Consider the following 12,321-nt stretch of genomic DNA (forward strand, 5'->3'; position numbering starts at 1 on the left):
ATTACAATAATTAAGAAGGAATCATGCTTGGAAGCAGATCTTGGATGTAGCATATACTAATCTCTGAAAAATGGCGATACAGAGAAATATTCCCGTTTCGCCATTTTATGAGTATTATCACTTCGATTACTATATATGATCCGCTGTTAGATCAAGCCAATCCATTTCAGCCTTTGTTAATTGTACGATTGCTCCTTCGTTGCAGGATGTCAGCTCAGCTTCACTGCGCGCGCCAATCAATGCAGAAGTCGGGAATGGCTGGTTCATCACATAAGCAAGCGCAATTTGGATCGCAGTTAGTCCTTTTTGTTCTCCAAGCTGCTTTGCTCTACTTAGACGCTCCCAATTCGCATCACTATAAAATACACGAACTAAATCAGCATTGTCGCGATTTTCTGGTGAAAACAGACCTGTAAAGAAGCCTCTAGCCTGTGAAGACCATGAAAGTAAAGGTATTTGAACCTCTTCATGCCAATTGCAGGTTTCCATATCTGCGGAAACACAATCTTTCCAAAACGGTTCATTGGGCTTGGCAAGACTTAAGTTAGGACTGTTGAATGTAAAGCCTGTTAAGCCTGCACGCTTTGCATAGTTATTGGCTTCTTGGATACGCTGCCAAGTCCAATTAGAAGTGCCGATAGCCTGCACTGTACCAGCAACTACATATTCATTTAATGCATCAATAATATGTTCTACGGGTGTATTGGGATCATCACGATGAAGAGCATAGAGATCAATGTAGTTTGTTCGTAATCTTTCTAAGCTAAGCGATAGATCATATGCAATATCCTTTTTAGCTAAACGGGGACCATTTTGATCATGATGCGCACCTTTTGTCAAAATGACTAATTGATCACGATTCCCTCGGTCTTCTAAATACCTACCAATCACTTCTTCACTTTGGCCACCGCAATATATATGTGCAGTATCCAAAGAATTGCCGCCGATTGCAATAAAAGCATCCATATTCTTTTGAACAAGCTCATAGTTATCATGTAAAAAGTAATCAGTACCCTTCATCAATCTAGAAACTGGCTTAACGCATCCTGCAATTTGTATAAATTCCATTTAATACACCTCTATTCGCTAAGTTCTACTCTCGTTTTTTCTCTTGCTGATGCGATTGCAGCATCAATAATCTTCATATTGTAAACCGCATCAGTTGCATCGAACGGAAGTGGCTTCCCTTGAAGAACTGCCTTAGCAAATGCATCTGCCTGCAATGAATATTGATTTAGAAACGGTACCGTTACTTTATTTTTTTCGTCGCCTTTTATAATATAGAAGTGACTACTTTCTTCGGTTGGTGTTATGAAAGCAGAAGGAACTTCGATGATTCCCTCAGATCCTAGCACCTCAAGTGGGTTACGGAAAGCTGACCACATGGCACAGTCAAATTGAAGGGAAACTCCACCCTCAAATTCAATTAAACCTGCAGCCATCATATCTACATCGCCATGACGTTCGGAAAACTGCGCTTGGACTGTAACGGCCTTGGGTTCTTTGCCTAGCAGCAATCTCGCGGCTGTGATTGGATAGCAGCCAACATCGTAAATAGCTCCGCCACCCCATTCTTTTTGATAACGTACATTGTTCAAATCATTAGCATTATTGAAAGTAAATGCACTACGAATCCCTCTTACTTCGCCGATTTGTCCGCTATCAATAATCTCTTTAATCTGGTTATATCTTGGATGATAACGATACATAAACGCTTCTGCTAATAGTACTCCTGCTTCTTTGGCGGCACGTACCATTCGCTCTGCCTCTTCTGCATTTAATGCTAAAGGTTTTTCACATAAGACATGTTTTCCTGCTTCAATTGCCTTGATTGTCCATTCATAGTGCAAATGATTGGGAAGTGGTATATAAACAGCATCAATGTCTGGATCCTGTAGTAATTGTTCATATGAACCGTATGTTTTTTGAATTTGAAATTTAGCGGCAGTTTCTTGGGCTTTCTCTAAATTTCTGCTTGCAATAGCTACTATTTCATTGAATTGTGATTGAAGAATGCCTGGAATAACTGAATGTACTGCAATTTGAGCACTTCCTAAAACTCCCCATTTGAGCTTTCGATTAGACAATTGATTCACTCCTTAATTAGTAGTATATTGTGATTATACTTCTACTGTATTAAAAAGAAAATGATAGTATTTTGTTTATGAATGAAACTAAATTGTCATCGAGGTGAATCTATTTGAAGCGTCAATTCCATATGGTTACACGATCTGAAAATATTTATTTCATATATCCTGAATCTGTAGGTCATTACATCTCAGAGCATGATCACGAGATACATCGTAAACCGAATCAAGTGATTAGTTTTAATATTCATGTTGTTGAATCGGGCTATGGCTTTGTTAAGTTAGATGGCGTTGAACATATACTAGGTCCGGGAGATGCTGTTTTTTACTATCCTCAACAGGAGCAACGTTACTATACGAGTAAGGATCAGCCCTGGAATATTCGTTGGATTCACTTTTATGGAGATAAACTGCAGGACTATTTACTAAGCAATAATATTAAACCAGGTCAACTGTGGACTTTAAAGCAAATCGAGCCGTGGATTAAACTACATGATGAGTTGATGCTAGAGGCGGAAACAAATCTAATGCTTAATCCGACCCAATTATCTGCTAGGACGTACGCATTAGTTGTTAATTTTATTGAACAAGCGATTCCTTTAACAGAGCGGAAACAAGGGGGAACTAATAAAAAGATATTGGATTTGCTTCCCGATATGCAATCTTCTGCTACAGAACCTTTCGAGCTCGAATATTGGTCAAGCAAAGCGGATGTGAGCACTCACTATTTTTGCAAGTTATTCAAACAGACGATGTCGATTACACCAATGGAGTTTATTACAAGATGTAGACTGCAAATCGCCAAGCAATGGTTGCTGGAGCGTCATGATTGCTCCATCGGTCAAATCGCGAATGAAGCGGGTTACCCAAGTGTTAGCTATTTCAATAAAAGGTTTATGGAATATGAGAAAATAACTCCTACAACTTACCGAGAGCTCTATGCAATGACGATAGAAAACTAAACCTTCGCCGCATGAATAAAATTGATATGTGGATAAACAAGGGGGAGCGTGATGCCAGTCCTTGTTTAAACATGTGCAAAAACAAAAACTGTAAGTCTGTTTGCGAACTTACAGTTAGCTAAACTATAGATGTGACTCAGCCTCTTGAATAGCTTGCTTACCTAAATTCGTAATAACCATATCCTCCATTGGTGGATTATGTAGTCCGAATCGAACATCACGATATAAGCGCTGTAATGGATGACTAACCGCAAGACTATGCGCACCAACAATTTTCATCGCGATATCAACAACCGACATTGCAGCTTTTTGAGCAAATACTTTAGCAGATATAAGCTCAGGGATAAAGAAAGAATCTTCCTGATTCCTATCCCTAGTATCCCAGCGCTGCGCAACGCCGTAGAGAAAATGTCGAGCTGCATGAAGCTCAAGATCCATTTGACCAAGTTGCTGAGTTACTGAAGGTGTATACAGAATAGGTTGAGATAATGTGCTTGGCTGATATTCTTTAGCGAATCGAAGTGCTTCTTTTCTAGCAGCCAGCGCAATGCCTAGGTAGCAGGCAGGGATATGCAATAGAGAAGGGCTAGCTACAGAGCTTCTTTCGCTTGGATAGTAGTAGACTAAGGATTCCATAGAGACGATGACGTTGTCCAATACGAGATCATGACTAGCAGTTCCCTTCATACCAACAACATCCCATGTAGGATCTATCGTTATTCCTTTTGTATGACGAGGAATGATAAATTCTACTGTTCGTTCTCCATATCTAGCCGTAACAATATAGTAATCTAGTACGGGTGATAATGATGTAAAGGTTTTACGACCATTAATTTGGAAGGTATCATCGGATAATGCTATAGCCGTGGTTTGTGGCATACCGCCGCGCTGAGGACTTCCTGTTGATTTTTCTGTTGCAGCGCGATTAACAATCAATTGTTGTGCTACAACTGCTTTATTTAACTTTTCTACCTGCTCCTTAGACCATAGTTGCCGATGATTTAAGTCATACATTACATTTAAATGCCAACCAATGCCTAAGGCAATAGCAGCATCTCCCTGGGCTAATCGTTCTTGATAGAGGACGAGCTCATAGATAGATATCTCTTGTCCACCCAATGCTTTCGGTACGGTGAAAGCTGGATAGCCAATTCTACGTAACGCCTCAATATGAGCATATGAGAAACGATTTTCCATATCAGCCCTATGCGCCTCCTCGATAAAGGAATCGGCTAGGTTACTTATCAACTTCATTTTATTCTTCTGCTCTTCATTACGAACAAACATCGATTCTTGCGTATGCATATCGTATCATCCTTTTAGTAGGTGAATTTATTCTTATTATCCCTGTTATTTCTAATGGGTTCAAGCAAGTGCTGATAGAATAAATTTTTTATTGTGAAAATTCTGCTGTTGAAATTGAATGAAGGAACGATCGATGATTATGATATAATCGCTTTAACATTGAAGCATTCTTAATATTTCCAAGAATCGGATTTGATCCTGGATTCGTTTTGTTTATTCCGGGGGGGATATTTGAGATTTTATTCCCAATATGGCTGATCACTAAAGGGTTCTATAGGACAAAGTGAAGATAGCATTGAAATGGAATTATAACAATATGGTATTATAAGATGGTTAGCTAATATTAAGGAAGTTTCATGATGAATAATGAAAAGATGATGTTTTCACTTGATCAAAGTAAAGAACTGCTTGTAATATTGAAAGCTCGTTTTGATAAAAACATGAACCGCCACACTGAAATGGTATGGTCTAAAGTACAAGAAGAGCTTGAAGCTAATAATGAAAAACTATGGTCATTATATGAAATGGAAAGAACCGGTGGTGAACCAGATGTCGTTAGTTATGATGAAGCGACTGGAGAATACGTTTATTATGACTGTTCAGCAGAAAGTCCAAAAGGACGTAGAAGTGTTTGTTATGACAATGAAGCACTAGAGTCAAGAAAACAACATAAGCCTGAAACTAGTGCTATTGAAATGGCAACTGCTATGGGCATTAAGCTATTCAATGCATGATACTATTTTGCAAACATATGATTACCGATCTTGACTGTGGTAGGACGGCTTCGTACCCATTTATTGTATGTTTTGTCCGGATTATAGAAGACGACGGCTCCCAGACTCGGGTCGGAGCCGTTTACTGCATCTTGAACGGCGCGTTTGGACTCTTGACTTGGCGTCACCGTATAGATACGTTTATCCAATACCGGAGAGTACTGATAGTATGAACGGCCGTTTATATATTCGACCTGAAATATTGTATCAATGATAGAATAAGGCCAATCAGGATGATCGACTCTGTTCAAGATTGATGCGGCGACTGCTACCTTACCATCATAGGTTTCGCCTCCTGCCTCCGCTTCGGTTATTTGATACAGCCACTTCAAATCTTCTGCAGATGGCTGTTCAGAATTTACTAACACGAGGTTTGTATCATTTCCCGTTGTAATTACCGCTGCGCGTAATTGAGAATTGTAATGGATATGCAATCCGATTTTTTTCGCAGTATAGGCTAAAGGAACATATGCTGTTCCTTTATTTAGCGTTGTCCGTGTAACCAAGCTATCCCGAAACCATGTTGACTTCCCATCACGTCGATAATCGGAATAACGTTTGCCAGCGGGAAAACCGATCTCAATCGTATCAGTTTTGAGTACGGCAGCCCGATATCGCTCACTCCAGTTAACCGAGACGTTCAGACGGCGAAAAAATGATGCTGGAACAAGCTGTAGTCCGTTTTGTACAATAGCAGTTGTCGAGATCCGCTGTCCATCGACATATACCGTCGTATTGCTGAGTGATTGCGCCGAAGCGTGCGGCGTTAGCCAAACATAGACAATAATCAATAATAGAGCCAAAGGCATAGTGTAACGTTTATTCAACAAGACAATCTCCTCCCTCATTGCACCATTGTACGATAATTTTGGTAATCAAATTACTGGAAAAAGAGGGAAAATGAGAATAGGTATCGAGGTTATAATAATGAAAAACAGGGCAGTAAGCAGATTCTTCTCGAATTATTGATCATTTATTCTGATAAAAATGAAGATATTCTAATAGTATATGAGCAAATATTTGGAAATTGTTCATAATAGAGATACGTTATAATAAACCTAACTCATATTGGGCAGAAAGGAATTCGGACATGAAAAAGGTTATTGTCATTGGTGCAGGGATTTTAGGAGCTTCAGCAGCTTATCAGTTAAGTAAGCTAGGTGCTGATGTCATAATTATAGATCGTAAAGATGCAGGACAAGCAACGGATGCAGCAGCGGGGATTATTTGTCCATGGTTATCACAACGTAGAAATAAAGCATGGTATCGTCTTGCTAAAGCTGGAGCAGGCTTTTATCCTTCACTTATTCAGGAGCTAGAGGAAGCAGGAGAGATTAACACGGGCTATGCAAAAGTAGGCGCGATATGTGTTCATAATGATCTGGAAAAGTTAGCCGCAATGAAAGAAAGAGCGGAACTTCGCAGAGAGGACGCCCCTGAAATAGGTGAACTTACGATGCTAACAGATCTTGAAGCGAAGGAAAAGTTTCCATTATTGTCGGAAGGTTATCACGCACTTCATGTATCAGGTGCAGCAAGAGTGGATGGACGTGAATTGAGAAACGCTTTACTAAGAGCAGCACAGCGTAACGGTGCACAGATGATTGAAGGAGATGCTATTCTAGAGCATGATCATCATGCAATTATAGGTGTTAGAGTAGGACAACAAATAATGAAAGCTGATGAGGTCATTGTATGCGCTGGTGCTTGGTCCAATGCATTACTTCATCCGCTTGGAATTATGCTTCAAGTGCATTATCAAAAGGCTCAAATAATGCATTTGAATCTTGCCGACCAATCCAGTACAGAGCTATGGCCAGTTGTAATGCCGCCAACAGATCAATATTTACTTGCATTTGCTGACGGGCGTATCGTAATTGGTGCTACTCATGAAAATGACGTAGTAGGTTATGATACTTCTGTAACTGCAGGTGGGATGCAAGAGATATTAAATAAAGGTATTCAAACGGCTTCTGGTCTTGCCAATTGTAGCCTAAATGAGATGAGAGTAGGATTCCGTCCATTTACTGCAGATTTTCTACCAGTGCTAGGAAGGGTTTCAGGATGGGATAAACTCATTGTCGCTAATGGACTAGGGTCATCGGGATTAACGATGGGACCATTTCTTGGTGAGCAGCTAGCCAAGCTAGCTATGAATCAACAGGTAGATATTCAGCTTGAAGATTATGCAGTAGAATAAATACATTTGATACTATAGAAATATTAGCTACATAGAACGGAGGACATACAATTGTTTGTGCAGCGGCGACACCAGCAGATTATAGATCAACTCAAGGAGAACAAATCTATTGACGTCTCTGAATTGATTGAGACATGAGTTGATTATTCAGTGTGAACAAAGGACTTTAAGTTACTTAACATACCGTACCTCCTATTCGAATGTTTAAATATTTATTACTGAAATCCATCTTCGATGTATCAGATGTGGATGTGTAGAACGTTCTAAATATGACAAGTCCTTTAAATACTTTTTAGATATGGCACCTGAAGATGAGGTTATTCATCCTAGCAAAGTACCTAAATTCGCTCGTGGACTATAAAATTATAGTCTAAGGTGCGAAAAATTAGAAAAATCAGCTCGTGGATATGAATACAAAGTTACGGACATACGCAAAACCTAAAAAGGACCGTCAGGTAAATTTTTCTGACGGTTTTTCTTAACACAATAGTATCGGAAACTTAGTAAGTGATATTTGTATTAGGGATTTCCCTAATATACGAATTTCCAAATACATGATATCATCAAATTATCAAATGTGAAACTTATCACAATATAAGTGAATTATTTCACGAGCAGGAGGATTGCTATGATAACTGAACAACTGTTGCTAATCGGAAACGGCATGGCTGGGGTAAGAACGATTGAAGAAATATTGGAACGTAACTCTACCAAATATGAAATAACGATTATTGGCGAAGAGCCATACACGAACTACAATCGCATTATGTTATCCAATGTATTGCAGAAAAAAATGACGGTCGATGAGATCATTACTAATCCAATGCAATGGTACAAGGATAATGGCATTCGTCTTGTTCACCACGATCCTGCTGTACAAATAGATACATCAAACAAACGAGTAACGACAGCGAGTGGAATATGTATAACGTATGACAAATGTATTATTGCTACAGGCTCAAGAGCCTTTATTTTACCAATTGAAGGTGCACAGCTTGAAGGAGTGCTGGGCTTCCGCACGATTGATGATACGATTCAAATGATTGAGGCGGCAAAAAACTGCAAACGAGCAGCAGTAATTGGCGGTGGCTTGTTAGGGCTTGAAGCAGCCAAAGGTTTAATTGACCAAGGCATGGAGGTAACCGTTATTCATTTGGAAAAATGGTTAATGGAAACCCAGCTGAATGAGCAAGCAGGACATTTGCTGAAAAAGGATTTGGAAAAGCAAGGCATCAAATTTATGATGGAGAAAAAAACAGCTCGAATATTAGGTACAACAAAAGTAGAAGCGATTGAATTTAGCGACGGTAGTATTCTAGAGGTGGATTTGGTTGTAATGTCCGTTGGGATTAAAGCAGTAACAGCGCTTGCCCATGAAGCTGGCCTGAACGTTGAGCGAGGGATTGTTGTCGATGACTTTATGGCGACGAGTGCTGATGGTGTTTATGCTGTAGGTGAATGCGCCCAGCATAATCATAAAATATATGGACTTGTGGCGCCACTTTATGAACAAGGAAAAGTTCTGGCGGATGTATTAACAGATCGAGCAACAGAGGGGTATCGAGGTAGTACTGTCTCCACCTCTCTAAAAGTATCCGGGTGTGATCTTTTCTCAGCAGGAATTATAATTGAAAGTGATGATGTTAAATCAATTGAAGCTTATAATGGCCTAGCTAATAGCTATAAAAAACTATATATACAAAATAATCGAGTAGTTGGTATCGTTCTTTATGGCGATACGTCAGAGGAAAATCGCTACTATAAAATGCTGCGCAATGGGATTGATATTACGACGCTTAATGCTGTAACTCTGCTGGCTTCTGCGGGGGATGAGGCAAGTATGAGTGTTGCAGAATGGGATGATGCTGATACAGTGTGTGGCTGTAATGGTGTGACGAAGGGCGCGATTGTTCAAGCGATTCATGCTCAGCAATTAACATCTGTTGCCGAGGTGACACGTTGCACAAAGGCGGGAAATTCTTGTGGTAAATGTAAACCAGACATCGGTGAGCTATTAGCTCATGTGATTGGAGATAAGGTTACAGCGGCACCTACTGGAATATGTGCTTGTACTCATCTCACAAGAGATGAAATCGTCCTGCAGATTCATGAAAAAGGCTTAACGACAACGCAAGAGGTATATCAGGAGTTAAACTTCAACAACGCTGAAGGATGCACCAAATGTCGTCCTGCAATTAATTTCTACTTGCATGTTACGTTCCCGAAAGAACATATTGATGAAAAAGAATCTCGTTTTGTTAATGAACGTATGCATGGCAACATCCAAAAAGATGGTGGCTTCTCTGTTATACCTAGAATGCGAGGCGGACAAACAACGCCACAGCAATTGCTGAAAATTGCTCAGGTTGCAGACAAATATCAAGTACCGCTTGTTAAAATAACAGGTAGTCAGCGTATTGGCTTATATGGTGTGAAGAAGGAAGATTTGCCCGATATTTGGGAGGAGCTGGATATGACGTCAGCTTCCGCTTATGCCAAAGCAGTGCGCTCTGTCAAAACATGTGTCGGTGCTAATTTCTGCAGATTTGGTACGCAGGATTCCATGGGATTAGGTATTAAGCTAGAGGAGCGTTTTGAGTATATTGACACACCACATAAGTTTAAAATGGGAGTTTCTGCTTGTCCACGCAGCTGCGCAGAGAGTGGAGTGAAAGACTTTGGTGTCATAGGACTAGAGAACGGTTTCCAAATTTATATCGGTGGAAATGGTGGTACTGAAGTAAAGGAGGCACAGCTACTAACGACGGTCGAGACTGAGCAAGAGGTCATTGATCTTTGTGGAGCAATGCTTCAATACTATCGTAAAACTGGAATCTATACGGAGCGTACTGCACCGTGGATCGAAAGACTTGGCTTCGATCATATCAAATCTGTCCTGCTAGACCAGGTACAGTGCAAGGATTTGCTTGCAGAGCTTGATGAGGCAGTTGCTGGAAAACGCAATGATCCTTGGACCACCGTACGCAACAATGAAAATATGGAAAAAGAACTCTATACAGTGGGGAGAGGTTAACAATGACTCAAGTCAAGCAGAAAATATTTGTTGTGAATTTTGATGAGCTGGAGCAGCGTGTTGGACGTGAAATTATTGTAGATGGTAATAGAATTGCAGTGTTTCGCTTGTTAGATGATCGCATTAAGGCAATTGGCGGAGTTTGTCCTCACACAAATGGGCCACTTGCTGAAGGTATTGTTTCTGGTGAATATGTGTTCTGCCCACTTCATGAGTACAAAGTTTCCTTGCTCGATGGAAAGGTTCAAGAGCCAGATAAGGGATGCGTAGCTACGTATGAGACGTCAATTGAGGATGACAAAGTATATATAATAGTATAGCGAGTATGACATCTGAACAGTTAGGGGCTTAGATCCTAGCGTAAAGGAGAGCTATCATTGTACAAACAAAACGTTGAAACGATTGCAGAAGCAGGTGCGGTTAAGCGTGATTATATGAAGCAGCAGCCGCTCGGTTATTTTATTGCAACATTACTAGCTGGAGCCTATATTGGATTAGGAATTATACTTATATTTTCAGTTGGAGCACCATTAGCACAAGCGGGCTCACCATACCAGTCGCTCATTATGGGAGCAAGCTTCGGGATCGCACTGACCTTAGTTATTATTGCCGGGGCAGAATTGTTCACTGGAAACAATATGATATTTACTGTTAGTACTTTATCGGGCAAAACAACGATAAAGGATACGTTGTCAAATTGGCTCATTGTATTTATCGGAAATTTGCTAGGAGCGATTATTCTTGCTTTACTTGTAAAAGCGACAGGACTATTTAATGCTGCACCAGCTGATCATTTGATTTTCAGTTCTGCTGCCAAAAAGATGACGGCACCATTTAGCGAATTGTTTTTCCGAGGGATACTTTGTAATTGGTTAGTTTGTCTAGCGATTTGGATGAGTATGCGCTTAAAAAGTGAAGGAGCTAAAATGTTCGCGATTTGGTGGTGCTTATTCGCCTTTATTGGCAGCGGATATGAGCACAGTGTTGCCAATATGACGCTTCTAAGCATTGCAATGCTGTTGCCTAATCATCCTGAAGTAATTAACCTTGCAGGCTGGCTGCATAATATGCTACCTGTGACACTTGGAAATATGGTCGGAGGAATATTATTTGTAGGCTTAGCCTATTGGAAAATCTCACCTGTACGGAAATAATAGCTATAGAACTTTATAGTATAGACAGACATGAGCTCATTTCACAGGGCTCATTGAATGCATAAAATTCTAGACAGTTGGCATATTAATGATGAGGTGATAATCATGGCCAAAGCAGGGATGAAGCGTCCAGATCCAAGTGAAAACATAAGTACTGAAAGTAATAAAAAGCAGAACTTCCCGAAAAACGATATTGCACCTGTTCCAGAAATTCAAGGTAAAGCTAAAAGTGGAAATGAAAAGGCCAATCGTGCCCCCGATTAATGCTTTATGAATAATGAGTTGGCCCAATAATAGCTAAACGTACAACATCCTGTAAATGGGAGTTGTACGTTTTTTTATCAATTTAAATTAGGTATTTACATTTTCGAAAGTCGGGAGTATTATTCAAATTATCAATGATCTCACAGCCCAATCCGTCAGCTAACCTCATAAGCGTTGCAAAGAGAGGATGATTATCATGATGAATCGAATCGAAAAATTGCAGACTGAAATTCCAAGTCAAAACAAAGACATCGCTCTATATGCCAAACATGTCATTAGCTCACTAGAACAGTTCGAAAATTATCACCGTAGATTTGTTTCTGCACAAGCACTTGCCGGCATCAAGCCAGTTGGAGATCAAGAAATTGTGTTCTATGAAACAGTAAGGCAAATGAAAGAACAAGTGATTTCTACACTAGAGGAAACAATTGATGATCTCAAGCATAAGGGTGATAAGCATCATCACAAACACTTTGAAGATGGGGTCGAATGAGGTGTTTCACGGAAGCCACTGAAAAAGATCTAATCTAATAAACAGGATA

At 40.0% G+C, this 12,321-nt stretch carries 11 protein-coding genes and 2 pseudogenes; 9 read left to right on the plus strand and 4 right to left on the minus strand.

All coding sequences use genetic code 11. The features are described from left to right. Positions 1 to 129: 129 nt before the first annotated feature. Positions 130 to 1,068 (minus strand): aldo/keto reductase, encoded by a 939-nt coding sequence (locus AC1TO5_RS07710; protein ID WP_482062215.1) that lies wholly within the window; start codon positions 1,066 to 1,068, stop codon positions 130 to 132. A gap of 11 nt (positions 1,069 to 1,079) precedes the next feature. Further along, positions 1,080 to 2,087, minus strand: a complete 1,008-nt coding sequence (locus AC1TO5_RS07715; protein ID WP_482062216.1) for a Gfo/Idh/MocA family oxidoreductase — start codon at positions 2,085 to 2,087, stop codon at positions 1,080 to 1,082. A gap of 113 nt (positions 2,088 to 2,200) precedes the next feature. On the opposite strand from AC1TO5_RS07715, the gene AC1TO5_RS07720 reads away from it, so the two are divergent. Continuing rightward, positions 2,201 to 3,049 carry an AraC family transcriptional regulator gene (locus AC1TO5_RS07720; RefSeq protein WP_482062217.1) on the plus strand — a complete coding sequence of 283 codons (849 nt, stop codon included), beginning with the start codon at positions 2,201 to 2,203 and terminating at the stop codon, positions 3,047 to 3,049. Positions 3,050 to 3,172: 123 nt separating this feature from the next. Here AC1TO5_RS07720 and AC1TO5_RS07725 read toward each other — a convergent pair whose 3' ends face one another. Next, positions 3,173 to 4,354 carry an acyl-CoA dehydrogenase family protein gene (locus AC1TO5_RS07725; protein WP_482062218.1) on the minus strand — a complete coding sequence of 394 codons (1,182 nt, stop codon included), beginning with the start codon at positions 4,352 to 4,354 and terminating at the stop codon, positions 3,173 to 3,175. 356 nt (positions 4,355 to 4,710) lie between these two features. Here AC1TO5_RS07725 and AC1TO5_RS07730 point away from each other — a divergent pair. Then, positions 4,711 to 5,076: pseudogene (locus AC1TO5_RS07730) on the plus strand (DUF4256 domain-containing protein); the annotation flags it as partial. Positions 5,077 to 5,090: 14 nt separating this feature from the next. Here the strand turns inward: AC1TO5_RS07730 and AC1TO5_RS07735 are convergent. Next, complete coding sequence (locus AC1TO5_RS07735) at positions 5,091 to 5,930, minus strand: cell wall hydrolase (RefSeq protein WP_482062219.1); 840 nt, start codon at positions 5,928 to 5,930, stop codon at positions 5,091 to 5,093. Between the two features lie 287 nt (positions 5,931 to 6,217). On the opposite strand from AC1TO5_RS07735, the gene AC1TO5_RS07740 reads away from it, so the two are divergent. The 7 genes and pseudogenes from AC1TO5_RS07740 to AC1TO5_RS07770 all read left to right on the plus strand — a co-directional run bounded on the left by AC1TO5_RS07740 (position 6,218) and on the right by AC1TO5_RS07770 (position 12,272). Beyond that, positions 6,218 to 7,327 carry an NAD(P)/FAD-dependent oxidoreductase gene (locus AC1TO5_RS07740; RefSeq protein ID WP_482062220.1) on the plus strand — a complete coding sequence of 370 codons (1,110 nt, stop codon included), beginning with the start codon at positions 6,218 to 6,220 and terminating at the stop codon, positions 7,325 to 7,327. Positions 7,328 to 7,518: 191 nt separating this feature from the next. Continuing rightward, positions 7,519 to 7,679 (plus strand): annotated as a pseudogene (locus AC1TO5_RS07745) (transposase); the annotation flags it as partial. A gap of 276 nt (positions 7,680 to 7,955) precedes the next feature. Further along, positions 7,956 to 10,361, plus strand: coding sequence for a nitrite reductase large subunit NirB (gene nirB / locus AC1TO5_RS07750; RefSeq protein ID WP_482062221.1), 2,406 nt, complete (start codon positions 7,956 to 7,958; stop codon positions 10,359 to 10,361). A gap of 2 nt (positions 10,362 to 10,363) precedes the next feature. Beyond that, positions 10,364 to 10,681: a nitrite reductase small subunit NirD gene (gene nirD, locus AC1TO5_RS07755; protein ID WP_482062222.1), complete on the plus strand. Its 318-nt coding sequence runs from the start codon at positions 10,364 to 10,366 to the stop codon at positions 10,679 to 10,681. Positions 10,682 to 10,738: 57 nt separating this feature from the next. Next, positions 10,739 to 11,515, plus strand: coding sequence for a formate/nitrite transporter family protein (locus tag AC1TO5_RS07760; protein ID WP_482062223.1), 777 nt, complete (start codon positions 10,739 to 10,741; stop codon positions 11,513 to 11,515). A gap of 105 nt (positions 11,516 to 11,620) precedes the next feature. After that, entirely contained in the window at positions 11,621 to 11,779 is a 159-nt protein-coding gene (locus AC1TO5_RS07765) for a hypothetical protein (protein WP_482062224.1), read from the plus strand. Between the two features lie 196 nt (positions 11,780 to 11,975). Beyond that, a complete protein-coding gene (locus AC1TO5_RS07770) occupies positions 11,976 to 12,272 on the plus strand; it encodes a hypothetical protein (protein WP_482062225.1) in 297 nt (98 codons plus the stop codon). Positions 12,273 to 12,321 lie beyond the last annotated feature (49 nt).

The organism is Paenibacillus sp. Y930 (genome assembly GCF_056786375.1).

Bases quoted from the DNA above. Each gene is read 5' to 3' on its own strand.
- nirB (WP_482062221.1), top strand. From the start codon at position 7,956: ATGATAACTGAACAACTGTTGCTAATCGGAAACGGCATGGCTGGGGTA.
- AC1TO5_RS07740 (WP_482062220.1), top strand. From the start codon at position 6,218: ATGAAAAAGGTTATTGTCATTGGTGCAGGGATTTTAGGAGCTTCAGCA.
- AC1TO5_RS07770 (WP_482062225.1), top strand. From the start codon at position 11,976: ATGATGAATCGAATCGAAAAATTGCAGACTGAAATTCCAAGTCAAAAC.
- AC1TO5_RS07725 (WP_482062218.1), bottom strand. From the start codon at position 4,354: ATGCATACGCAAGAATCGATGTTTGTTCGTAATGAAGAGCAGAAGAAT.
- AC1TO5_RS07710 (WP_482062215.1), bottom strand. From the start codon at position 1,068: ATGGAATTTATACAAATTGCAGGATGCGTTAAGCCAGTTTCTAGATTG.
- nirD (WP_482062222.1), top strand. From the start codon at position 10,364: ATGACTCAAGTCAAGCAGAAAATATTTGTTGTGAATTTTGATGAGCTG.
- AC1TO5_RS07765 (WP_482062224.1), top strand. From the start codon at position 11,621: ATGGCCAAAGCAGGGATGAAGCGTCCAGATCCAAGTGAAAACATAAGT.